General features: G+C 69.4%; 20 protein-coding genes. 5 read left to right on the top strand and 15 right to left on the bottom strand.

What is annotated here, in order from left to right; all coding sequences use genetic code 11:
* Window positions 1-41: 41 nt before the first annotated feature.
* Window positions 42-1,112: a hypothetical protein gene (locus NOO62_RS30775; RefSeq protein WP_268774052.1), complete on the bottom strand. Its 1,071-nt coding sequence runs from the start codon at window positions 1,110-1,112 to the stop codon at window positions 42-44.
* Between the two features lie 67 nt (window positions 1,113-1,179).
* Between NOO62_RS30775 and NOO62_RS30770 the strand changes: the two genes are divergently transcribed.
* Window positions 1,180-1,548, top strand: a complete 369-nt coding sequence (locus NOO62_RS30770) for an NTP pyrophosphohydrolase (protein WP_268774051.1) — start codon at window positions 1,180-1,182, stop codon at window positions 1,546-1,548.
* 14 nt (window positions 1,549-1,562) lie between these two features.
* Here NOO62_RS30770 and NOO62_RS30765 read toward each other — a convergent pair whose 3' ends face one another.
* The 13 genes from NOO62_RS30765 to ngcE form a co-directional block, all read right to left on the bottom strand.
* Window positions 1,563-3,062, bottom strand: a complete 1,500-nt coding sequence (locus tag NOO62_RS30765) for an ArnT family glycosyltransferase (RefSeq protein ID WP_268774050.1) — start codon at window positions 3,060-3,062, stop codon at window positions 1,563-1,565.
* Between the two features lie 9 nt (window positions 3,063-3,071).
* A complete protein-coding gene (locus NOO62_RS30760; protein ID WP_321170622.1) occupies window positions 3,072-4,598 on the bottom strand; it encodes an amino acid permease in 1,527 nt (508 codons plus the stop codon).
* A 115-nt stretch (window positions 4,599-4,713) separates the two neighbouring features.
* Complete coding sequence (dxs, locus tag NOO62_RS30755) at window positions 4,714-6,654, bottom strand: 1-deoxy-D-xylulose-5-phosphate synthase (RefSeq protein ID WP_268774048.1); 1,941 nt, start codon at window positions 6,652-6,654, stop codon at window positions 4,714-4,716.
* A gap of 168 nt (window positions 6,655-6,822) precedes the next feature.
* Window positions 6,823-8,124, bottom strand: coding sequence for a sugar ABC transporter permease (locus tag NOO62_RS30750; protein ID WP_268774047.1), 1,302 nt, complete (start codon window positions 8,122-8,124; stop codon window positions 6,823-6,825).
* On the bottom strand, window positions 8,121-8,921 hold the full coding sequence (locus tag NOO62_RS30745) for an ATP-binding cassette domain-containing protein (RefSeq protein WP_268774046.1): 801 nt from the start codon (window positions 8,919-8,921) through the stop codon (window positions 8,121-8,123). Before NOO62_RS30745 ends, NOO62_RS30750 begins: the two co-directional genes overlap by 4 nt.
* 194 nt (window positions 8,922-9,115) lie before the next feature.
* Window positions 9,116-10,210 (bottom strand): substrate-binding domain-containing protein, encoded by a 1,095-nt coding sequence (locus tag NOO62_RS30740; RefSeq protein ID WP_398972485.1) that lies wholly within the window; start codon window positions 10,208-10,210, stop codon window positions 9,116-9,118.
* Between the two features lie 122 nt (window positions 10,211-10,332).
* On the bottom strand, window positions 10,333-11,532 hold the full coding sequence (locus NOO62_RS30735; RefSeq protein ID WP_268774045.1) for an ROK family transcriptional regulator: 1,200 nt from the start codon (window positions 11,530-11,532) through the stop codon (window positions 10,333-10,335).
* Window positions 11,533-11,851: 319 nt separating this feature from the next.
* Window positions 11,852-12,733 (bottom strand): carbohydrate ABC transporter permease, encoded by an 882-nt coding sequence (locus tag NOO62_RS30730; RefSeq protein WP_268774044.1) that lies wholly within the window; start codon window positions 12,731-12,733, stop codon window positions 11,852-11,854.
* Complete coding sequence (locus tag NOO62_RS30725) at window positions 12,733-13,680, bottom strand: carbohydrate ABC transporter permease (protein WP_268774043.1); 948 nt, start codon at window positions 13,678-13,680, stop codon at window positions 12,733-12,735. Before NOO62_RS30725 ends, NOO62_RS30730 begins: the two co-directional genes overlap by 1 nt.
* A 27-nt stretch (window positions 13,681-13,707) precedes the next feature.
* Window positions 13,708-14,970, bottom strand: coding sequence for an extracellular solute-binding protein (locus NOO62_RS30720; RefSeq protein WP_268774042.1), 1,263 nt, complete (start codon window positions 14,968-14,970; stop codon window positions 13,708-13,710).
* Between the two features lie 150 nt (window positions 14,971-15,120).
* A complete protein-coding gene (locus NOO62_RS30715) occupies window positions 15,121-16,026 on the bottom strand; it encodes a carbohydrate ABC transporter permease (RefSeq protein WP_268774041.1) in 906 nt (301 codons plus the stop codon).
* 33 nt (window positions 16,027-16,059) lie between these two features.
* Entirely contained in the window at window positions 16,060-17,001 is a 942-nt protein-coding gene (locus tag NOO62_RS30710; RefSeq protein WP_268775855.1) for a carbohydrate ABC transporter permease, read from the bottom strand.
* A 223-nt stretch (window positions 17,002-17,224) separates the two neighbouring features.
* Entirely contained in the window at window positions 17,225-18,658 is a 1,434-nt protein-coding gene (gene ngcE / locus NOO62_RS30705) for an N-acetylglucosamine/diacetylchitobiose ABC transporter substrate-binding protein (RefSeq protein WP_268774040.1), read from the bottom strand.
* 605 nt (window positions 18,659-19,263) lie between these two features.
* On the opposite strand from ngcE, the gene NOO62_RS30700 reads away from it, so the two are divergent.
* From NOO62_RS30700 to NOO62_RS30685, 4 genes are all read left to right on the top strand, one after another.
* Window positions 19,264-19,524, top strand: coding sequence for a hypothetical protein (locus tag NOO62_RS30700; RefSeq protein WP_268774039.1), 261 nt, complete (start codon window positions 19,264-19,266; stop codon window positions 19,522-19,524).
* Window positions 19,525-19,534: 10 nt separating this feature from the next.
* The gene (locus tag NOO62_RS30695) at window positions 19,535-20,008 is read left to right on the top strand and encodes a pyridoxamine 5'-phosphate oxidase family protein (protein WP_268774038.1); all 474 of its coding nucleotides are present in this window, start codon (window positions 19,535-19,537) and stop codon (window positions 20,006-20,008) included.
* Window positions 20,009-20,041: 33 nt separating this feature from the next.
* Window positions 20,042-20,674, top strand: a complete 633-nt coding sequence (locus NOO62_RS30690) for a hypothetical protein (protein ID WP_268774037.1) — start codon at window positions 20,042-20,044, stop codon at window positions 20,672-20,674.
* Window positions 20,675-20,760: 86 nt separating this feature from the next.
* Window positions 20,761-20,952: a hypothetical protein gene (locus tag NOO62_RS30685; RefSeq protein ID WP_268774036.1), complete on the top strand. Its 192-nt coding sequence runs from the start codon at window positions 20,761-20,763 to the stop codon at window positions 20,950-20,952.
* Here the strand turns inward: NOO62_RS30685 and NOO62_RS30680 are convergent.
* Entirely contained in the window at window positions 20,903-22,042 is a 1,140-nt protein-coding gene (locus tag NOO62_RS30680; RefSeq protein WP_268774035.1) for a hypothetical protein, read from the bottom strand. The genes NOO62_RS30685 and NOO62_RS30680 overlap by 50 nt on opposite strands.
* Window positions 22,043-22,165 lie beyond the last annotated feature (123 nt).

Here is a 22,165-nt window from a genome sequence, read left to right as displayed (position 1 = left end):
AACTCCCGTACGGCCCACTGCCGTTTGCGCACCTACGCCGCTCACACCCGCCCCCACGCCCCCAGCGCGAGACCCGCCTCCGCCTTCTGCCGGGCGATCCGCAACGTCCCGTCGAGCCCGATCGCCGCCATGACCACGCGGCCCCGCGCGTCGAGCGCGAGCGCGGGTGCACCCAGGCACGGTTCGCCGGTCTCCGCCCACCACAGGCCCGCCCCCTCGTCCTCCGTGGGGAACGCGGCGAGCGCGGGGCGGCCGGTGCTCGCGCGGTGGGCGATGACCGTGCAGTCGTAGCCGTCTATGGTCGTGCGGACGGCGGCCGTGGGGCCGGTGCCGGGGTTGCCGCCGAGGGGCAGCGCGGGGCCGCCGTCGGCCGGGCGGTGGGCGAGGACGCCGTCGCCGAGGGAGTCGGCCGCGTAGTACGTGAGGCGGTCGGGGCCGGTTTCCAGGGCCGTACCGGAGCCGGGGGCCGGGACGAGCGGGATGTCGTCGACACGCACCGGCTCACCGCCCTGCTGCTCCTGGGCCCAGCGCAGCGTGGCCTTGCCCGAGGGCGCGAGGACCTCGACGCGGCCCGTCGACGTGGCGACCGCGGTCATGCCGTCCAGGGTGTCGCGGACCTTGAAGTCCTTCCACCCCTCCCACTTGCCGCCCTTGCCCTCGCGGCGCATCCGGACGCTGCCCACCGCGTCCCGCACGAAGACGTGGACGGTGCCCGCGGCGTCGACCGCGGCGGCGGGCACCCCGAGGTGCGGGGCGCGCTCGACGAGCTTGGTGTGCGGGTTGCCGAGCGAGCGCCAGTCCATGAGGGGCCGCCCCGACTGGTACTGGATGGAGTGCACGACCTCGACGAGCGGCTTCCCCTCGGCGTCGCGCCGCTCGCGGCGGCCGACGAAGTGCACGTATCCGTCGGCGCCCTGGGCGAGCGTGAGGTACGTCAGGTCGGGCGCCTCGAAGAAGTCGGGGCCCTCCCAGTCGGGTCCGCAGGGCCTGGCCTCCGTCCAGCGCAGGAGGCCTCCCTCGGCGCGGGCGTAGGCGGTGAGACGGCCGTCACGGCCGCGCAGCAGCCAGCGGGCGGTCTCCGGCGCACCGGTGCTGCTTGACCTCGACGGCATGACTCGGCGCCAACCCTTCCACGTTCACGGACGCACGGTGTTCTGCCCATTAGTTTACGTTTGCCGCATGAATACTCTCGTCGTCGTCGATGCCGCGAACGTCGTCGGATCCGTGCCCGACGGGTGGTGGCACGACCGCCGGGGGGCCGCCGAGCGGCTGCGGGACTCCCTCGTCCGGTACGCTGAGGAGGGCCTGCCCGGGCATCCGGGGCCGCTGGAGGTCGTCCTGGTCGTGGAGGGCGCCGCGCGCGGCGTGGAGTCCGTGCCGGGCGTACGTGTGGAGAGCGCGTCCGGCAGCGGCGACGACCGGATCGTGGAGGTGGCCGCGAGCGCCGCGGGCCGCCCGTGTCTGGTCGTCACGGCCGACCGTGAGCTGCGCCGCAGGGTGGGCGAGACGGGCGCCGAGTGCGCGGGCCCCCGGACCGTACGCCCCTGAGCCCCGCCGGGCGACTAGCCCGCCACCCGTACGTACACCACCGCTCCCCCCGTCCGCAGCACCGGCTCGTACCCGACCGCGAGGAACCGGCGCAGTGCCGGGACGCGGTCCGGGGAGAACCGCTTGCCCTGTGAGTCGTCGACGACGACGGCCGGGGGGTGGCTGCGCAGCTCCTCGCGGAAGACCGGCCAGGCGCCGTCGACCGCGTACTTCTCGCCCACCTGGGGCCCGTTCCTGCCGCCGCTGTAGTTGGTGAGCAGTCCGGCCGTGAGGTAGCGGCTCGCGGGGGCGCGGTCGGCGAGCCAGTACGCCTCGGGGTGTATGCCCCAGAACAGCACGCGGTCGTCCGGCGCGGTGTGCGCCCTGACGGTCTCCGCGAGACGTGTGGCGTGGGCCAGTTCGGGGCGCGGCGCGAGCAGGCCCCACCCCAGGAACACGGCGCACGCGCACGCGGAGACGACGATGGCGCGGACCGTGCGCTCGCGCGGCAGGATCTGCAGCGCTGCCGTGCCCAAGAGGGCGAGCGGCGGCATGAGTTGCAGGTAGTAGTGGCCGAAGAAGTGGAAGCCGAGCAGTACGGCGGCCACGGACGAGGCGAGCCAGAGCCAGAGTTCGGGGGCGCCGGTGCGGGCGATGCGCAGGACGCGTACGACGGGCGCGACGATCCCCGCGCAGGCCGACGTGAGGATCGCCGCGTTGACCAATCCCCGCCCCAGTACGTGGAGTTCGGAGCCGGTGAAGGAGGCGTAGGCCCCCGAGCCCGTCACCGTCCAGAAGACGAAGCCCGTGGGGGTCGTCAGGAGGGCCGCGGCGAGGACGGGCACGCCGAGTCCGGCTGTCAGGCGCACCGTGTCGCGGCGGTGCGCCCCGGCCCGCCACAGCAGCCAGCAGACCGGGAGCAGCACCGCTCCCCCGGTCTGCTTGGCGAGGAACGCGCAGGCCACCGCGGCGCCTGCGGCTCCCCAGCGGCGCCGGTCGGCGCACCACATGGCGGCGGCCGTGCACGGCAGCATGAAGACTTCGAAGGCGGCGGCCTGGGTGTCCTCGGGGTTGAGGCCGATGGAGATCAGGAGGTACAGCACGCCGGCCGTGCGCCCCGCTCCGTCCCCCCAGCGGCGCCTGGCCAACGAGACCAGAAGCACCGCCGTCAGGAGCTGCGCGGCGACCGCGAGCACCTTGAGCGGGAGGAGCGAGCCGTCGCCGAAGAGCGCGAAGGCGCCCGCGTACAGCCAGGGGACGAGCGGCGGCTTGCGGTCGACGACGGTTTCGTAGAGCGCACCGCCGTGCGCCAGTATCTGCGCCTGCACGGCGAGGTACCCCTCGTCGGGGTTCCACAGCGGCCACCGGAAGGAGGGCAGCCGCGTCACGCACGCGAGGGCGGCGAGCGGCGGCAGCAGGCGGGCCCAGTAGGGGCCGGGGCGCCGGACACCGCCTTCGGCGACGTACTCCTCTCGCGGGCCCGGCACCCGGAGGTGGCGTACGGAGCGCGGTGACGCCGAGGGCGGCGCGACCATACGGGGTGTCTACCGTGCGTCGTTCGCGTGCGGGTCACGCTGGTGGAGACGGCTGTGCGAGCGCCCGTACACGAAGTAGACGACGACGCCGAGGACCATCCAGACGCCGAACCGCAGCCAGGTCTCCGCCGGCAGGTTCAGCATCAGCCAGAACGACGCGAGGACCGACAGGATCGGCACGAGCGGGACCAGCGGGGTGCGGAAGGCGCGCGGCAGGTCGGGGCGCTGCTTGCGGAGCAGGATGACGCCGAGGGCGACCACGACGAAGGCGAACAGGGTGCCGATGTTGACCAGTTCGGCGAGCTCGTCGATGGAGGTGAACCCGGCGACGACGGCGACGATCGCGCCGAGCAGGATCGTCGAGCGGTAGGGGGTGCCGAACTTCGGGTGGACCTTGGAGAACGACTGCGGGAGCAGGCCGTCGCGGCTCATGGCGAAGAACACGCGGGTCTGGCCGAGCAGCAGGATCATGCAGACGGAGGTGAGTCCGACGGCCGCGCCGAAGCTGATCACGCCGGACCAGAAGGGGTGCCCGACGGCCTTGAAGGCGTCCGCGAGCGGTGCGTCGGTGGAGAGGTCGGTGTACTTCTGCATACCGGTGACGACGACGGAGACGGCGACGTACAGGATCGTGCAGATGAGCAGCGAGCCGAGGATGCCGCGGGGCACGTCGCGCTGCGGGTTGCGGGTCTCCTCGGCGGCGGTCGCGACGATGTCGAAGCCGATGAACGCGAAGAAGACCACGGCGGCCGCGGTGAAGATGCCCATGACGCCGAAGTGCGAGGGCGTGAAGCCGAAGAGCAGCTGGACCAGCGGCGCGGTGATGCCGCCGCCGCCCTCGACGTGCTCGGTGGGCGGGACGAACGGGTCGTAGTTGGCGCCCGTGACGAGGAACGCGCCGACGACGATGACCAGGAGCACCACGGTGACCTTGACGGCGACGATGACGTTGGTGACCCGTGAGGAAAGCTTCATTCCGGCGACCAGGATGCCCGTGAGGACGAGCACGAGGACGGCGGCGAGCAGGTCGAAGCCGAACTGTCCCTCGTGTGTCCCGCTCAGTGCCTGCGGCAGGTGCATGCCCGCGGTGTCGAGGAGCGAGCGCAGATATCCGGACCAGCCGACCGCGACCACCGCGCAGCCGAGCGCGAGCTCCAGGATCAGGTCCCAGCCGATGATCCAGGCCGGGAATTCGCCGAGTGAGGCGTACGAGAAGGTGTACGCGGATCCTGCGACCGGCACGGTCGACGCGAACTCGGCGTAGCAGAGCGCCGCGAGGGCGCAGACGAGCCCGGCGACGACGAAGGCGAGTGCGACCGAGGGCCCCGCCGTCTCCTTGGCGATCTTTCCGGTCAGTACGAAGATGCCGGTGCCGATGATGACGCCGACGCCGAAGACCGTGAGGTCGAGGGCGGACAGCGACTTCTTGAGCGCGTGCTCCGGTTCCTCGGTGTCCTTGATGGACTGCTCGACGCTCTTCGTCCTGAAGAGGGTGCTGCTCACGGGCGTACCTCCCACGCTTGTCGTCCCCGACATGATCGAGAGGCCGGGTACCCCATAAGCGCCGGGACGGGCCCATTCACGCGAATGGGCCGGTTCCACCACCCGTACAGGGTGGTGTGACCGGCCCTTCGGCGGTGCGTGTCGACACTCAGTCGCGGGCGGGCTCCACGGAATCCACGGAGTCCACCGCGGCCGCGGTGTGCCGCTCGTACCGTCCGTCGAGCTTGGCGACCAGGCCCGTCACCTGACGGGAGATGTCCGGGGCGGTCAGGCCGATCTCCGCCATGATCTCCTTGCGGGACGCGTGGTCGAGGAAGCGCGGCGGGATGCCGAAGTCGCGCAGCGGCACGTCGACGCCCGCGTCGCGCAGGGACTGCGCGATGGCCGAGCCGACACCGCCCGCGCGGGAGTTGTCCTCGACCGTGACGACGACGCGGTGCTGCTCGGCGAGCGGCGCCATGGCCTCGTCGACCGGCTTGACCCAGCGCGGGTCGACCACGGTCGTGGTGATGCCCTGCTTGTTCAGGAGGTCGGCGATCTCCAGGCACATGGGTGCGAGCGCGCCGACGGAGACGAGCAGGACGTCCGGCTTCTTCGTGCCCGCCTTGCGCAGTACGTCCATGCCGCCGACCGTGTCGACGGCCTTGACCGCGGGGCCGACGGCGCCCTTCGAGTACCGCACGACGGTCGGGGCGTCGTCGACCTCGACGGCCTCGCGCAGCTGGAGGCGGACCTGGTCGGCGTCGCGCGGCGCGGCGATCCGCAGCGTCGGCACGCACTGGAGGATCGACATGTCCCACATGCCGTTGTGCGAGGCGCCGTCCGTGCCGGTGACTCCGGCCCGGTCCAGGACGAAGGTGACGCCGCACTTGTGCAGCGCCACGTCCATGAGGAGCTGGTCGAAGGCGCGGTTGAGGAAGGTCGCGTACACCGCGAAGACGGGGTGCAGGCCGCCGCTGGCCAGGCCCGCGGCGGAGACGGCGGCGTGCTGCTCGGCGATGCCCACGTCGTAGACCCGGTCGGGGAACTCGTCGGCGAACCGCTTCAGGCCGACCGGCTGCAGCATGGCCGCGGTGATCGCGACGATGTCCTCGCGCTCCCGGCCGAGCTTGACCATCTCCTCGCCGAAGACGGAGGTCCAGTCCATGCCGGAGGCGGCGATGGGCAGGCCCGTGTCGGGGTGGATGGGGCCGATGCCGTGGAAGTGGTCGGCCTCGTCCTGCTCGGCGGGCTGGTAGCCGCGGCCCTTCTCGGTGAGGCAGTGCACGATGACCGGGCCGCCGAAGCGCTTGGCGCGCTGCAGGGCGGACTCCAGGGCCTCGATGTCGTGGCCGTCGATCGGGCCGACGTACTTCAGGCCGAGGTCCTCGAACATGCCCTGCGGGGCGATGAAGTCCTTCAGGCCCTTCTTGGCGCCGTGCAGGGTTTCGTAGAGCGGCTTGCCGACGACGGGCGTGCGCTCCAGGAAGTCCTTGCCGCGGGCCAGGAACCGCTCGTAGCCGTCGGTGGTGCGCAGCGTCGCCAGATGGTTGGCGAGGCCACCGATCGTCGGCGCGTAGGACCGCTCGTTGTCGTTGACGACGATGACCAGGGGGCGGTCCTTGGCGGCGGCGATGTTGTTCAGCGCCTCCCAGGCCATGCCGCCGGTCAGCGCGCCGTCACCGATGACGGCGACGACGTGGTCGTCCTTGCCGCGGACCTCGTTGGCCTTGGCGAGGCCGTCGGCCCAGCCGAGGACGGTGGAGGCGTGGCTGTTCTCGATCACGTCGTGGTCGGACTCGGCGCGCGAGGGGTAGCCGGAGAGGCCGCCCTTGCTGCGCAGCTTGGCGAAGTCCTGGCGGCCGGTGAGCAGCTTGTGCACGTAGCTCTGGTGGCCGGTGTCGAAGAGGACCTTGTCCTGCGGGGACTCGAAGACGCGGTGCAGGGCGATGGTGAGCTCGACCACGCCGAGGTTCGGCCCGAGGTGGCCGCCGGTCTTGGCGACGGCATCGACGAGGAAGCTGCGGATCTCTCCGGCCAGCTGGTTCAGCTCCTCCGGGCTGAGACGGTCCAGATCGCGCGGTCCCGTGATGCGGGTCAGCAGCGGCACCCGTGCCTCCTTGCAGTAGAGCTGAGATGTGCTGTTCGAGCGTTGCCGGGTCTGTCGAGTCTAATGTTCCGCGGCTGGCGCACGCGTCCGGGAGGCGTTTTACCCGTCACACAAACAGACGCACCACTACGGGACAAACGTTCCCGTAGTGGTGCGTCCGGTGAGTGACTAGGCGCGACCCGCGCTCTTCTGCGTGCGGCGCGAGACGGAGTCGATGACCACCGCGGCCAGGAGGACCGCACCGGTGATCATGTACTGGATCTCGCTGGCCATGCCGAGCATGTTCAGGCCCTGCTGGATCGACTGGATCACCAGCATGCCGAGCAGCGCGGACCACACCTTGCCGCGGCCGCCGAAGAGGCTCGTGCCGCCGATGACCGCCGCCGCGATCACCATCATCAGCGTGTTGCCGCCGCCCAGGCTCTTCGTGGCGCCGCCCGAGAGGCTGGCGATGAAGAGGCCGCCGAAGGCGGCGAGCATGCCGGAGATGCCGAAGACGATGATCCGGACGCGGTCCACGTTGATGCCCGCGCGCCGCGCGGCCTCCGCGTTGCCGCCGACCGCGAAGACCTGGCGGCCGAAGGTGGTGCGCCGGGCCACGAAGTCCGCGATCACCAGGACGGCGAGGAAGAGCACCAGGGCCAGCGGCAGGCCGCGGGCGCCCTCCGGCTCGTTCAGCTCGTACGCCGCGCCGCCCGCGAGGACGGCCACGACGACCGTGCGCAGGACGATCTCGCTGACCGGCCGGGACGGGAGCCCGGCGGTCTTGCGGCGCTTGCTGTCGAGGAGCAGGGAACCGGCGTACGCGATGATCGCGACGGCCGCGAGACCGTACGCCGCGCCCTTCTCGGCGAAGAAGTGCCCGGTCAGGTCCTCGACGACACTGCCTTCGGGCGTGTTGATGCTGCCCTCGCCGCCCATCAGCCAGATCTGCAGACCGCTCCAGCCGAGGAAGCCCGCGAGGGTGACCACGAAGGCGGGCACGCCGATCTTGGCGAAAAAGAACCCGTGCAGACAGCCGATGACCAGCCCGGACAGAATGGCGATGAGGACCGAGAGCCAGTCGTTCAGCTCGTGCGTGACGCTCAGCACGGCCCATACGGCCGCGCCCATGCCGGCCACCGAGCCGACCGACAGGTCGATCTCGCCGAGCAGCAGGACGAAGACGATGCCGACGGCCATGATGCCGAGGCCGGAGGTGAAGACGGCGATGTTCGCGAGGCTGCTCGCGTCCAGGAAGTGCTCGTTCTTCAGCTGGAAGATGATCGCGATGACGATCAGGCCGATGACGACGGGCAGCGAGCCGAGCTCGCCGCCGCGCATCTTGCGCTTGAACTCGGTCCAGTAGCCTGCCAGGCCCTCCTCGCGGACGAGGAGGCGCGGGTCGACCGCGGGGGACGGCGCGGCCGAGGGCTGGGCCTCGGGCGGCGCGTCGGCGGGGGCCTTGGGGGTCTTGGCGAGGTCGCTCACTTTGCGTCCTCCTTGGTCGCCGTGGCCGTACGCGCCCTGCGGCGGGTCACGGCGTTGTCCGTGGCGCCGGTGATGGCGGCGATGATCTCTTCGTTGGTGGTGTCGGCGACGGTGAAGGTGCCGTTGTTGCGGCCGAGCCGCAGCACCGCGACACGGTCGGCGACGGCCTTCACGTCGGCCATGTTGTGGCTGATGAGGATGACTCCGTGGCCGCGCTCGCGCAGCCGCTCGACCAGGTCGAGGACCTGGGCGGTCTGCTCGACGCCGAGCGCCGCGGTCGGCTCGTCGAGGATGACGACCTTGGGGTCGCCGACCAGCGCGCGGGCGATGGCGACGACCTGGCGCTGGCCGCCGGAGAGCGCCGCGACCGGGATGCGGACGCTGGGGATGCGGATGGAGAGGGTGTCGAGGAGCTGCTTGGCCCGCTTCTCCATCTTGATCTCATCGAGGACGGAGGCCGTCTTCAGTTCGCTGCCGAGGAACAGGTTGGCGACGACGTCGAGGTTGTCGCAGAGGGCCAGGTCCTGGTAGACGGTGGCCACGCCGAGGTTCTGGGCGTCGTGCGGGCGTCCGATGCGGACCGCCCTGCCCTCCCACTCGATGGTCCCGTCGTCGATCGGGTGAACGCCCGAGATCGTCTTGACGAGAGTGGACTTGCCGGCGCCGTTGTCGCCGACGAGGGCGACCACCTCACCGGTGTGGATCTCGAGGTCTACGTCCGTGAGCGCCTGGACGGCGCCGAACCGCTTGGAGACCCCGCGCAACGCCAGCACGGGCGTAGCGGACACGTGAATCATCTCCTTCGCCGCCTGACCGGCGGGGAATGGTGGTGCAGCAAGGGCAGGTCGGGTGCCCGCCCCCCGTTTGCGGGGCGGTGTGATGGGGCGGGCACCTGACCGGTACTGGAAGCCGTTCCGTACGGGGGCCGGGAAGCGCTCTCACGCCGCCCGTGGGCCTCGTCTCGCAGGAACGGATTTACCGCAAGCGGGAGTTACTTGATACCCGCGGCGTCGCACGCCTTCTTGTACTGGGCGGTGCAGATCTCGCTGACCTTGTAGACCTTGTCCTTGACGATCGTGTCCGCGACCTCGTTCTTGGTGATCGCCTGCGCGTCGTAGAGCTTGGCCGGGATGCCCTTGAAGTCACCGCTGAGCGAGTCGACCTTGCGGTCGGTGATCGCGTCGATGTCCTTGCCCTGGAGCAGGCGGACGGCGATCTCGGCGGTGGTCTCGGCCTCCGGCTTGATCTGCTTGTAGATCGTGTAGTCCTGGTCGCCGCTCAGCATGCGCTGCACGCCCGCGAGTTCGGCGTCCTGGCCGCCGACGGGGACCTTGATGCCGCGCTGCTTGAGGGCGGTGATCACGCCGCCCGCCATGCCGTCGTTGGCGGCGTAGACGCCCTGGATGCCGTCCTTGCCGAGCTTGTCGATCGCGGAGGCCATCTTGCGGTTCGCCTCGTCCGGCGACCAGTCCGGGATGTCCTGCTCGTAGACGATCTTCTTGACCTTCTTGTCGAGCACCGAGTGGGCGCCCTTCTTGAAGAAGGGGGCGTTCGGGTCGGTCGGCGAGCCGTTGATCATGACGACGTTGGCGTCCTTGGCGTCGGAGCCGAGCGCCTTGACCATGGCCCCGCCCTGGAGGCGGCCGATCTTCTCGTTGTCGTACGAGACGTAGGCGGCGAGCGGACCCTCGGCGAGGCGGTCGTACGCGACGACCTTCACGCCCTGCTTGTCGGCCTGCTTGACCCAGGACTTGGTCGACTTGTAGTCCACCGCGTCCAGGATGATGACCTTGACGCCCTGGGTGATGAGGGCGTCGAACTGCTTCTTCTGGGTCTCGATGTCCTGGGCCGCGTTGTTGTACTTGACCTTGCAGTCCGAGCAGAGCTCTTCGATCTTGTCCTCCATGAAAGGACGGTCGAAGGTCTCGTAGCGCGTGGTCTTGTTCTCGGGGAGCAGCAGACCGATGGTCTTGTTGTCGCCGCTGCCCTTGTCGTCGCCGTCGCCTGCCTTGCCGCACGCGGTCATGGCGAGTGCCATCGAAACCGCGGCCGTGCCTATGACGACGCGACGCGTCATTGCGTTCATGGTGGGGTGCCTCCCTGACGAGGCCGCGTCGTTGCGGCCGAGGTGGCTCGAAGTCAACTCGGCCGCCACACCAGCGTCAAGGAGTAAATCCTTAACGAGATGACAACGGTGCCATGCGTTATCTAAGTGAAGGCAGGTGCACCCGCGGACAGCGACCCGTCCAAAAGGGTTGAATCGCCCATCTCGCTGAGTGCGAGGGCCAGCGCGCCGAGCACTTCGGCGCGACCGCCGAGCGCACCGGGCAGCACGGACAGCTGACGCGCGGCGCTCGGGATCGCATACCGTCCGACCGACTCCCTGATCGGTCCGAGCACCAGCTCGCCCGCCTCCGCGAGGTCGCCGCCGAGCACGACACGGGAGGGGTTGAGGAGGTTGCAGAGGTTCGCGACGCCGCTGCCGATGTGCCGCCCGACGTCGGCGATCACGCGCCGGCACCCCGGGTCGCCCTCGCGCGCCAGGCCGACCACGCGCTCCATGGTCAGGTCGGTGCCGTGGCTGGAGGTGAGCAGCGGCAGGACGTAGCGGGCGGCGGTGAAGGTCTCCAGACAGCCGCGGTTGCCGCAGCGGCAGACGGGGCCCGACTCGTCGAGCGTGATGTGCCCGATCTCCCCCGCGGTGCCGCCGGGGCCGCGGTAGATGCGGCCGCTGATCACGAGGCCCGCGCCGACGCCGCTCGCGACCTTGATGTACGCGAGGTCCTTGACGCCGCGGCCGCTGCCCCAGACCAGCTCGCCGAGCGCGCCCAGGTTGGCGTCGTTGTCGACGTGCACGGGCACACCGAGGCGGCCGCCCAGCTCCTCGGCGGGCTTGGTGCCGGTCCAGCCCGGCAGGATCGACGTCGAGCCGAGGGTGCCGGACTCCACGTCGATGGGTCCCGGCACGCCGAGCCCGACGCCCGCGATCTTCGTACGGTCCACTCCGGTGGCCTCGATCAGCCTGCTGACGAGCTGCTCGGCCCGGTCGAAGCCCTGCGCGGCGGACGCGTCGACGTCCAGCGGCTCGGACTCTTCGGCGAGGACCTGGTGGGCGAGGTTGCCGACCGCGACGCGCAGGTGCGTGTGGCCGAAGTCGACGCCGATGACGATGCCCGCGTCACCGCTGAGCGAGACGCTGCGGGCCCGCCTGCCCCCCGCCGAGGTGGGCGTGACCTCGACCGTTCCGCCGTCCTTGAGCTCGCGGACGATGTTGGAGACCGTCGCGGCCGACAGACCCGTCGTCCTCGCGATCTCGGCCTGCGTGAGCGACCCGGCGAGGCGCACGGCGCGCACGACCCGCTCCAGATTGGCCCGGTGCAGAGACGACTGCGACCCCGGAGTCTCCATTGACTCTCACCCTTTGCCCTCATTCGGGCGGCACGTGGCCCCCCGTGACGCCGGTCTCGGAAACGGGTACCGGGCCATGTACAAGTTGTGAACTCCAAACTCCGCTGAAGGAGCTGTCGCAGTCAAGTCGTTGACGGAAATCGGGACCCTGGCGTGTGGGCTTGCCCATACGTGGTCGAACCCGTCTTTCCCGCAGTGCTGTGGGAGACGGCGTACGCCCAAGTACTGAACGCGAGGGCCGTCGGGAGCACGCCCGGATGCGCCAAACGAAGAACGGCCGTCCAGGAGCAGCTGGGCGGCCGTTCCGCGTATGCCTCGACTACTTCACGGACCCCGCCGTGAGCCCCGACACCACATGCCGTTCGATGATCGCGAACAGCACGATGACCGGCACGATGGCGACCACGGACGCCGCGAACAGGTAGTTCCACTGCACCGTGTAGTTGCCGATGAAGTTGTTGATGCCGACCGTCAGGGGCTGCTTGTCCGGCTCGGTGGTGAGGGTCAGGCCCATCACGAACTCGTTCCAGGACGTGATGAACGTGAAGATCACGGCCGTCACGACGCCGGGCAGCGCCAGCGGCAGCGTCACCTTGATCATGGCGCCGAAGCGGCTGGTGCCGTCCACCATGGCGGCCTCTTCGAGCTCCGCGGGGATGGAGCTGATGTAGGCCGTCAGGATCCACACCGCGAAGGCGAGGTTGAACGCCGCGTTGGTGAGGATCAGCGTCCAGACGGAGTTGAGCATGTCGAGCTGGTGGAACTCGCGGTACAGGCCGACCAGGAGCGCCGTGGGCTGGAACATCTGGGTGACAAGGACCAGGAGCAGGAAGACCTTGCGGCCGCGGTAGCGCATGCGGGCCGTGTAGTACGCGGCGGGCAGCGAGACGAGCAGGACGAGCAGGGTGGCGCCGCCCGCGACGAGCAGGGTGACCTGGAGGTTCTGGCCGAGCTCGGACTCCTTCCAGACGTCGATGAAGTTGGCCCACTCCAGGTCCTGGGGCAGGTACGTGCGGTCCCGCAGCTCGTCCTTGGGGCGGAGCGCGGTGACGATCATCTCCAGGTACGGCGCGAGGAAGATCGCGGCCAGGAGCCACGCGCAGGCCGTGATGACCAGGGTGCGGGGCCGGAAGGTGCGCTTCGCCTTCTTCGGCGCGTCGTCCTTCCGGGGCGCGGGGCGGGTCGCCGTCGCGGTGGCCATCAGTCCTCCTCGTTCCACCGGCTGACCTTCAGGAAGATCAGCACGAGCACCACGACCATCAGGAAGTTGACGACCGACATGGCCGCGGACTCACCGATGTCGGTCTCCTTCAGCTTGTACATGAACACCATCGACGTGGAGGTGTCGTAGCCCGGCCCGCCCTGGGTCATGGCCCAGATGATCGGGAAGGAGTTGAAGACGTTGATGAGGTTGATGACGACGCCGACGAGGAAGGCGGGCCGCAGCATCGGCAGGGTGATGTGCCGGTAGGTCTGCCAGGGGCTCGCGCCGTCGATGCGCGACGCTTCGTAGACGTCCTGCGGGATGGTCTGCAGTCCGGCCAGGAGCGTGTACGTGGTGAAGGGCAGCGACACGAAGACCGCGACGCCCATCATCCACGGCCAGGCGGTCTCCGGCCTGCCCAGCCAGTCCTTGGAGCTGTCGATGAGCCCCAGGTCGAGCATGAGGGTGTTGAGGACGCCCGCGGTCTGGTTGAGCATCCACTTGAAGCCGATGGCGGTCATCAGGACGGACGCGGCCCACGGGGCGATGAGGGCCCAGCGGGCATAGCGGCGGCCGGGGAACTTCTGGTTGAACAGCTGGGCGAGGGCGAGCGAGAACAGCATCGTGACGGTGACGACGACGACCGTCCACAGCACCGTCCAGAGGAGGACGGCACTGAAGTCGCTCTCCTCGAAGAGCTTCTTGAACTTGTCGGTCCCGGCGCTGCCGCGCACCTTGCCGGAGATGGAGATGTTGAGGAACGAGGTGCGGACCAGCTCGACGACGGGCCAGACGACCACGGCGAGGATCAGCAGGATGACGGGCGCTATCCAGGGCAGCGGACCGAGCCGGGCCAGGCCGCTGCGGCGGCTCACCGGCCTGGGTGCGCGCCCGCCCCGCCCCCGGCCGGTGTCGGCCGGGGGCGAAGGGGCTTTGAGCGACACGGAAACTCCTTTACTCGGCGTCGGCCGCTACTTGGCGTCGGCCGCCGCCGACTCCGCCTTCTTCTGCAGGTCGCTGAGGATCTGCTTCGGGTCGTCGGAGACGGCCTTGCCGCCGGTCTTCTTCATCTCGGCGGAGACGACGTCCCAGCTGGTGTCGCCGAGCGGGTAGAACTTGGCGTTCGGCAGCACCTGGAAGAAGGGCTCCAGGTCCTTGTGCTTGCCGCTGTCGGTCATCTGCTTGAGGGCGTCCTTGGTGACCGGCATGAGGTTGTACATCTCGTCGAACGCCAGCATCTTCTTGGAGTACGTGAAGTCCAGGAACTTCTTCACGCCCTCCTTCTCCGCGCCGCCGTCCTTGAACGCCATCATCCAGTCGGCGACGCCGAGGGTGCCGTTCAGCGGTCCCGTCTTGCCGGGGATGGGCACGACTCCGTAGTCGATCTTGCCCTCCTTGGCCATCTGGATCAGGCTCGGGTGGCCGTTGAGCATGCCGACCTTGCCCGCCGCGAAGTCCGCGAAGGCGGTCTTGCGGTCGGTGGAGGCCGGGTTGGGGTAGGTCAGGCCGGGCTTGACCAGCTTGGTCTTGAGCCACTCGAAGGTCTCGACGTTCTTGGCGCTGTCGAGGGTGTACTTGCCGTCGGCGTCGGTGTAGCCGCCGCCGTTGCCGAGCTCCCACATCATCGACTCGCCCTGGGTCTCCTCGGGGCCGAGCGGCAGGGCGTAGGGGGTGTCGGCGGCCTTCTTGTCCTTGATCTTCTTTGCGGCGGCGGCGAGTTCGTCCCACGTCTTGGGCGGGTTCTTGACGCCGGCCTTCTTGAAGACGGCCTTGTTGTAGAACATCACGCGGCTGGAGGAGACCCACGGGATGCCGTACTGGGTGCCGTCGACCTCGCCGGCCTTGGCGAAGGACGGGATGAGGTTGTCACGGGTCTCGCGCGAGAGGACGTCGTCCGCCTTGTAGAGCAGGTCGTCGGCGACCTTGTCCGCGTAACCGCCGGTCTGCAGCAGGTCGGGCTCGTCGCCCGCCTGGATCATGTTCTTGACGGTCTTGTCGATCTCGTTCCAGTTGATGACCTGGACATCGACCTTGTAGCCGTCGTTGGCCTTCTCGAATTCCTTCTTGACCTCGGCCCAGTACACCTTGGAGGCGTTGGAGGCCTTGTCGCCGTAGTCGGCGGCGACGAGCTTGATCGTCTTGCTGTCCCCACTGTCGCTGTCACCGCTGCAGGCGGTAAGTCCCAGAGCCATGGCGAGCGTTGCCGCACCGGTGGCGACTATTCGGTTCCTCATGCTGTTTTCAACCCTTCGACATCGGTGTCGACTTGAGCGCGTCCAGTCGCCCCCCGCGGCGCCGTCGCGCCGACACTACTCAGGCTCGGATTCGCCTCGACAGGCCTAGACCACTTTCGTGGCCAACCTGAAATCACCCGCCCTACCAGGTCACTTGATGGCCCCCGCGGTCAGACCGGCCTGTACCTGTCGCTGGAAGACGGCGTAGACGACGAGCACCGGGACCATGGCGATGGTCAGGCCCGCGAAGAGGGCGCCCCAGTCGCCCCGGTAGCCCTGCGAGACGGCCAGTGAGGCGAGTCCCTGCGGCAGTACGTAGCTCTGCTCGTCCTCGTTGTTGAGCAGCAGCGGAAGCAGGTACTGGTTCCACTGGCCGAGGAAGTTGAAGATCCCGATGCTGACGAGGCCGGGCTTGGCCATGGGCAGCATGATCTGGAAGAACGTACGGGTGTGGGAGGCCCCGTCGACCATCGCCGCCTCCTGCACGCCGGTGGGCAGCGTACGGAAGAAGGAGGTCAGGAAGAAGATGGTGAAGGGCAGCGAGTACGCGATGTACGCGATCATCAGCCCGGGCCGGGTGTCGAGGAGGCCGAAGTTCTCCATCACGGCGAAGAGCGGCACCAGGGCGAGGATGACCGGGAACATCATGCCGCCCGCGAACAGCATGAAGATGACGCGGTTGCCGGGGAAGGTGAAGCGGGCGATGACGTAGGCCGCCATCGAGCCGAGGAGCATCGTGCCGGTCAGCGAACCGGCGAGGATGATCAGCGAGTTGATGGTGTACTGCCCGATGTTGGCCTTGCTCCACGCGTTGGAGAAGTTCTCCCAGTGGAAGGAGGCGGGCCAGCCCATCGGGTCGCTGAGGATCTCGGCGGAGGGCCGGAACGCGGTGAGGGCGACCCAGATCAGCGGTCCGGCGGCGAGGACGACCCACAGGATCAGGAAGGCGTGCGAGAAGACGTTGAGGGCGCCGCCCGTCTCCTTCTCGCGGCGGACCGCGGAGGACGGCACCTTCTGGGGCTGCGGCTGAGCGGCGGTGGTGGTGGTCGTGGTCATGATGCAGTGACTCCCGCGGTCTCAGTGGCGGTCTCAGTATTCGATCCGGTCGCGGTTCCCGACCCGCATGACGATCAGGGAGAACGCCATGCTGAGGAAGAGAAGGACGACGCCGATGGCGGTGGCGTAGCCGTACTGGCCGTCCCTGAACCGTTCGTAGAGGAAGACCGGGGTCACCTTCAGGACGTGCGGCGGCACCATGACCAGGCAGATCGCGAAGGTGTCGAGCGCCTGGATGCCCATGTAGATCCAGCCGGTGCGCACCGTGTCCCGGATCAGCGGAAGCGTGACGTTGAAGAAGGTGCGGGCGCGGCCGGCGCCGTCGAGGAGCGCGGCCTCGTAGACGTCCTTGGGGATGGCGCCCATCGCCGCGGAGAACAGCACGACGTAGAAGCCGATGAAACTCCAGCTGATCACGGTGAGCAGGGAGATCAGGCCGAGGGTCTCGTCGCCGCCGAGCCAGGCGGGTCCGTCGACGCCGGCCTTGTCGAGGCCGCCGTTGATCAGGCCGCTGTTGGTGTTGAAGACGCGCCCCCACACCACGGCGATGATGGCGACGGACAGGACCTGCGGGAAGAAGTAGACGACCTTGTAGACCGACGAGCCCGCGACGCCCGCGATGGCCCGTCCCCTGCGGTGCCGCCCGCCCGAGGTGATCATGTAGGCGAAGAACATGCCGAGGACGAGGGTCACGACGGGCGCGATGACCAGCAGCAGGACGCTCACCTGCAGCGAGTCCCAGAACCGCTCGTCGTTCCACATCTTCTCGTAGTTGTCGAACCCGACGAAGTGCGCGACGGGCCCGCCGGACCAGTCGGTGAACGAGTAGTAGATCGCCTGGAGGAACGGCGAGATCACGAACAGCGCGTAGAACGCGAGTGGCACGGCCAGGAAGCCCACGACGAAGCGGTACTTGTCGAGGGTGCGGTAGCGCCGGTCGTAGCGGACGCGTTCGGGGGTGAAGCGGGGTGGCAGCAGTGCCGCCACGACGAACAGCAGCAGATTCGGTGGGCCCGGTGGGGGCTTGCGGTCGGCCTGCTTCTTCGGAGGTGGCGTCTGGTCCACCCGGGTATCGGTCTTCACGCTGATCAGCCCCGCCCGCTCTTTCCCATGCCTACACGTGCTCGGTTACGTGCCGGGGCCCGGGGCCGGCGAGGACCCCGGGCCGTCTGGACGTCGACGTCCGTCAGGCCACGGCTCAGGCCTTCTTGACCTTGGTGATGTCGGGGTCCTGCATGATCCGGTCGGAGGCCTTCTGCATGGTGTCCATCGCCTGCTTGGGCCCGATCTGGCCCTGCATGAACTTGTGGATCATGTTGTTGAAGTCCTCGCGGAACAGCTCGTTGTACCAGTCCATGAACTGGGGGATGACGATGTTCTCGCCGGCCGCCTTGATCGCCGCCTGGGCGCTCGCCGTGCCCGAGGGCAGCTTCTGCCCGTCGATGGCGCCCTTGACGACGGGCATGGAGCCGATCTCGTTGAAGAGGTTGAGCGCGGCTTCCTTGCTGTACATCATCCGCAGCCACTCCAGGCCGCCCTGCCGGTTCTTGGCCTTGGCCGGGACGATGTACGGCTCACCGGCCGGGGAGTAGAGCGTGCCGAACGGCATCTTGTCGCCGGAGTCGAGCGACGGGGTCGCGCCGACCGTCATCGCGAAGTCCTTCGGCGTGGTGTCCCTGGCCTCGTTCTCCACCCAGGAGCCGTTGGGCACGAAGACGCACTTGCCTTCCTTCGTCCACGCGGTCTGCATCTCGGTGTGGGCCTCGTTGCCGTCGAAGCCGGTGAGCACGTACTTCTTGGCGACGAGCTCCTCCCAGGCCTCGAAGACCTCCTTGACCGCCTCGTGTTTCCAGGCGTTCGGCTCCAGATAGTCCATGGCCGTGGTGACGTCGCGGCCGCCGCGCTGGGCGAACATGGCGTACATGCTGAAGAACATGTAGCGCGGGTGGCCGCCCGGGTAGCTCCAGCCGTGGATGCCCTTGGCCTTGGCCTTCTTGCAGACGGCGAGCATCTCGTCCCAGGTCTTGGGATACGAGGAGTCGAGCCCGTCCTCCAACAGCTTCTTCGAGTACCAGTTGCCGTACACGGTCAGCGAGATGTTGAGCTGATAGCACTCGCGGCCGCCGAAGCGGCCCATCTGCTCGACGACCGGTACGAGGGTCTCGCGCACGGTGACGTCCGGGTCGTCCCACGACGGCGCGTCGAGCACCTCGCTGAGGTCGGCGACCTGCTTGTTGTGGACGAGTTTGCCGGGGTTCATCTGGTCGGCGCCGGAGTTGTTGACGACGTCGGCGGTGGGCTTGCCGCGGACGATCTTCGGTTGGACCTGGGTGGCGATCTTCTCGGTGGGCTTCTGGTTCGGATCGGACTCGGGGTACTTCTTGGCGTACATGTCCGTGACGAACTGGGCGTACTTGTCCCCGTACCCCCCGTTGAAGACGTAGACGGTGAGTCCGGCGTCCTCCTTCACGCCGAGCGGGTTCTTCTTGCTCTTGTCGCCCTTTTCGGCCTTGTTCTCCTCGCCGCCTCCGCTGGCGCACGAGCTGAGCGCCCCCACGGCCGGCACCGCGAGCAGCCCGGCGGCCGCTGCCCTCTTCATGACATCACGACGGTTGACGCTGGTGGATCCCATGCTCAAGTCCTCGCCTTCTCCAGGACTCAGGCGGTGAACCGGACCCTCCCCGGCACCGCGTTGGTGTGAAGCTGGGCTCGTGCGCCGGGTTCTCGGACGGGGAAAGGCAGTTGACGTTCGACGCGCCCCCGCCCCCACACCCCCGGGCCTGCGGCCGGGTCGGACGGCCGGGCAGACGCGGACAGGTATAGTCCACTCGCAGCCGGGTGGGCAAGATCGAATACGTCTTTGGGCTGCAGCCTTTTCCGAGTTGAGACCTGCGACGATCCCTGGTTGGGACCTGTGACGACCCCGGGTCGGGGCCGGTGATGATCCCCGTCCGAACCTCTCGCACATCACCGCCGGAACCCGTGGACTTTCGCGCCGGTTTCCATGGACTTTCCCTCGGGTCACCCGAGTGGCAGGGGTGAGGGGGCCCGCGTGGGCCGGGAGCCGGTCGTCCGCCCGTGTCCGGGTGAACGGGTGACAGGAGCGGCCGGGAGGAGAAGCCGCAGCCAGTGACCGTACCGTGGTGGCCCACAGACCCGTTTGCACCACCGCGGCCCGGGGAGACGCAGAGCACCGCAGGCGCCTGCGCGGCCCGCCTCTTTGACGTTGGAGCGACGATGATCGGTTGGCCCAGCCACGAGAACCAAGCGAGCAGGGCCCTGCACGCGCAGGACGTTCGCCTGTCGGCCCGCGCCGCGGTCATCCGGTCCCGGGAGATGCGGCAGTTGGCCGAGGACATGCGCGACCGGGCCGACCGCATGGCGGTCCAGGCACGCATCGATCTTGCGTCGGCCACCGCCCGGAGAAAAGCCTTCGTCGCCGAGCTCGCTGTGGAACAGGTCCTGCGCCGCGGGCGTGCCGCGGGGCCGCCTGACTAGGGTCGACGTCATGGAGACCACAGAGATCGCTGACCGCCGCCCGACGGCGGCGCGTACGCGCGACACGCTGGACCGGCTCGCCGCCGAGCGGGACGTATGGGTGTCGACGGCACACCCGGATCACGGGCCGCACCAAGTGCCGCTGTGGTTCCTGTGGGACGGGCGGGCGGTGTGGATGTGCACCGGCTCCACGTCCGCGACGGCACGGAACGTCCGCGCGGAGCCGCGCGTGCGTCTGTCGCTGCCGGACACCGTCGACGTGGTGCTCCTCCAGGGGGAGGCGGAGTGCTTCCCCGACCAGAGGGTGCCCGAGGCCGCGGCGCAGGCGTTCGCCGACAAGTTCGGGTGGGACCCGCGGGGTGAGGAGGGCCCCTTCCTCTACATACGTGTGGCCCCGCGGACCGTACGGGCCTGGCGCGGCGAGCCGGAGCTGCGCGGGAGGGTCATCATGCGCGAGGGGAAGTGGCTCACGCAGATCCCGTGAGGCCGACCCGCACACGCGTTCTACAGTGGGCCGATGCGACAGGCCCCGCCCCCGCCACCACCCCTCATACCGGCGAACGAACTCCGCCCCGGCCGTCACTGGTACGTCACCGCGGCCGCGACGGCCGTCGCGCTGATCATGCTGGGCGTGGCCATCGGCGTGTACCGCTTCACCGGCGCGCTCGACGCCGTGGACGAGGGCCGCCGGTTCTCCGACGGCGACACGGTCACGCTGCGGCTCGACCCGGGCAGCGACCAAGCGATCTGGATCGCGGAGCGGGGCCCGTCCCCCGCCCAGAAGTGCGGCATCTCCGGTCCGGGCGACCCCCGTCTGACCGACCCGGACATCGACGTGTTCCTCACCCGCCACGAGACGTGGAACCCGCTCCACACGATCGAGGTGTCGCAGCCGGGCGATTACGAGATCACCTGCTCGTCCGAGGGGCCGTCCCGGTACGCCATCGGGGACCGCGGAGGCTACGTCACGATGGTGGTCGGCCTGATCGCGGCCGTCGCACTCCCGGCCCTCGGCATCCTCATCGGCACGGCCATCGCCGCCGTCACCGCGGTCCGCCGCCGCGCCCACCGCGGGCGGCTGCTCGCCGAACGCCACGTCAGCACCACGACGGATCACGCGGCGGGCGCGGGCGCGAGCACGTCCGCGTAAGCGGGCAGCTTCCAGTCGCCCCCGCGGTCCTCCTTGGCGAACCGCGCGACCAGTTCGGGGATGCCGAGCAGGACGCGCGGCTGGCGATGCCGGCCGCCGGCCGGTACACGGTCGGCTGCGTACTGGAGGAACAGGCGGACGCGGCCCCGGGCCTCGGCCCGGGGGAAGACCTGCCGCCCGGCGTTCCCGTCATCGACCCCGACGCGGCGTTCGAGGCGGGCCTCGCCCTCATCCTCGACGGCCTCGCGCGGCGCACGACCGGAGCGTCCGCCGGATGATCCGGGCCACCTGACGCGCGCCTCCGTGCCCGAGTTCCCGGAGTCGGGGTGAGAGGCCGTCCGGAACGGCGGCGGTGGGGAGCTCCACGAGGGCACGGAACCGCTCCACCAGCAGGGCCCGCACCGCCGGATCGCCGCACCGTTCGCCGATCCGCCGGTAGACGTATCCCAGTACGGCGTCCTCACCCTCCGGCCGCAACGCGTCGACCAGATCGCGGTCGATCACCGACTCCGGCCAGGGAATGACACCGCGTCCCGGCGCCCCGAAGATCTCCGCGTTGAGGATCTGGCTGAGGTTCTGCGGCGGCAGCAGTACCGTCGGCAGCCCCAGTGAGGCCGCCTGGAGGATCGTCGTACTGCCGGGTGACGTGAACAGCGCGTCCGCCCGCAGCAGCGCCGCCTCGAACTCGTAGGCACGCAGAGGCCCGACGTGAACCCCCCGCGGCAGTACGGCGGCCAGTTCCGTACGCACCCACGGGGGCAGGTTGCCGCACACCGCCGCGATCCGACGTCCGCCCCGCCGCAGCGCACCGACCAGTGGCACCACGACCGCGCGCAGGTAGGCGTCGGACGCGCCACCCACCAGGTGACTGTGCAGTCCGCCTACGTTGATCACTGCCCCGGCACCGCCGGTTCGGCGCCGGGGTGGCGGCACGATCGGCTCCACCCACCGCACGTCCGCCCTCCCCCGCAGCGGGCTGGTCGGCGGCAACTCCCGCGCGAGGCTGCGCTGGGCGCAGTACACCGTGGCCGCGACGGGGACCTCCGCGTCAACCGTCCACAGGTACGGCAGGCTGTCGACGTAGACCACCGGCGTGCCGGAGCGGGCGATCCTGTCTGCGGAGGCGGGGTCGTTGACGACCAGCGCGGCGCCCGGCGAGGCACCGCCCGCACCGTGAACGAACCGATGGCGCCCGCCGATGACCTGCGCGGCGAGCCGGGCCGTGTCGGACGCGTCGTCCACCACGAGGTCGACGCCGTCGAGTTCATCCAGGATCAGCCGCAGCTTCCCCACACTTCCCCACCCGAAATCAGTGGTCGCCACGAGCAGCCCACCGGCCGGACGCGCGTTCAACTCGACACCGTTCACCCCTACACCATCGGGGTCCCCACCAACAGCCTTGACACCACGAACCACTTGCCGCCCTACTAGACCTTGCGCAGCGACCGTGACAACGTTGTCCAACTCGCAAGGAGGGGCCCGGGGATGCCG

Source organism: Streptomyces sp. Je 1-369, assembly GCF_026810505.1.
Lineage (GTDB): Bacteria > Actinomycetota > Actinomycetes > Streptomycetales > Streptomycetaceae > Streptomyces.
Note: the sequence above shows the minus strand (reverse complement) of the source record. Positions and strands in the feature narration are given on the sequence as shown.

Bases quoted from the DNA above. Each gene is read 5' to 3' on its own strand.
- NOO62_RS30775 (WP_268774052.1), bottom strand. From the start codon at position 1,112: ATGCCGTCGAGGTCAAGCAGCACCGGTGCGCCGGAGACCGCCCGCTGG.
- NOO62_RS30770 (WP_268774051.1), top strand. From the start codon at position 1,180: ATGAATACTCTCGTCGTCGTCGATGCCGCGAACGTCGTCGGATCCGTG.
- NOO62_RS30765 (WP_268774050.1), bottom strand. From the start codon at position 3,062: ATGGTCGCGCCGCCCTCGGCGTCACCGCGCTCCGTACGCCACCTCCGG.
- NOO62_RS30760 (WP_321170622.1), bottom strand. From the start codon at position 4,598: ATGTCGGGGACGACAAGCGTGGGAGGTACGCCCGTGAGCAGCACCCTC.
- NOO62_RS30745 (WP_268774046.1), bottom strand. From the start codon at position 8,921: ATGATTCACGTGTCCGCTACGCCCGTGCTGGCGTTGCGCGGGGTCTCC.
- NOO62_RS30740 (WP_398972485.1), bottom strand. From the start codon at position 10,210: ATGAACGCAATGACGCGTCGCGTCGTCATAGGCACGGCCGCGGTTTCG.
- NOO62_RS30735 (WP_268774045.1), bottom strand. From the start codon at position 11,532: ATGGAGACTCCGGGGTCGCAGTCGTCTCTGCACCGGGCCAATCTGGAG.
- NOO62_RS30730 (WP_268774044.1), bottom strand. From the start codon at position 12,733: ATGGCCACCGCGACGGCGACCCGCCCCGCGCCCCGGAAGGACGACGCG.
- NOO62_RS30720 (WP_268774042.1), bottom strand. From the start codon at position 14,970: ATGAGGAACCGAATAGTCGCCACCGGTGCGGCAACGCTCGCCATGGCT.
- NOO62_RS30715 (WP_268774041.1), bottom strand. From the start codon at position 16,026: ATGACCACGACCACCACCACCGCCGCTCAGCCGCAGCCCCAGAAGGTG.
- ngcE (WP_268774040.1), bottom strand. From the start codon at position 18,658: ATGGGATCCACCAGCGTCAACCGTCGTGATGTCATGAAGAGGGCAGCG.
- NOO62_RS30700 (WP_268774039.1), top strand. From the start codon at position 19,264: ATGATCGGTTGGCCCAGCCACGAGAACCAAGCGAGCAGGGCCCTGCAC.
- NOO62_RS30695 (WP_268774038.1), top strand. From the start codon at position 19,535: ATGGAGACCACAGAGATCGCTGACCGCCGCCCGACGGCGGCGCGTACG.
- NOO62_RS30690 (WP_268774037.1), top strand. From the start codon at position 20,042: ATGCGACAGGCCCCGCCCCCGCCACCACCCCTCATACCGGCGAACGAA.
- NOO62_RS30685 (WP_268774036.1), top strand. From the start codon at position 20,761: ATGCCGGCCGCCGGCCGGTACACGGTCGGCTGCGTACTGGAGGAACAG.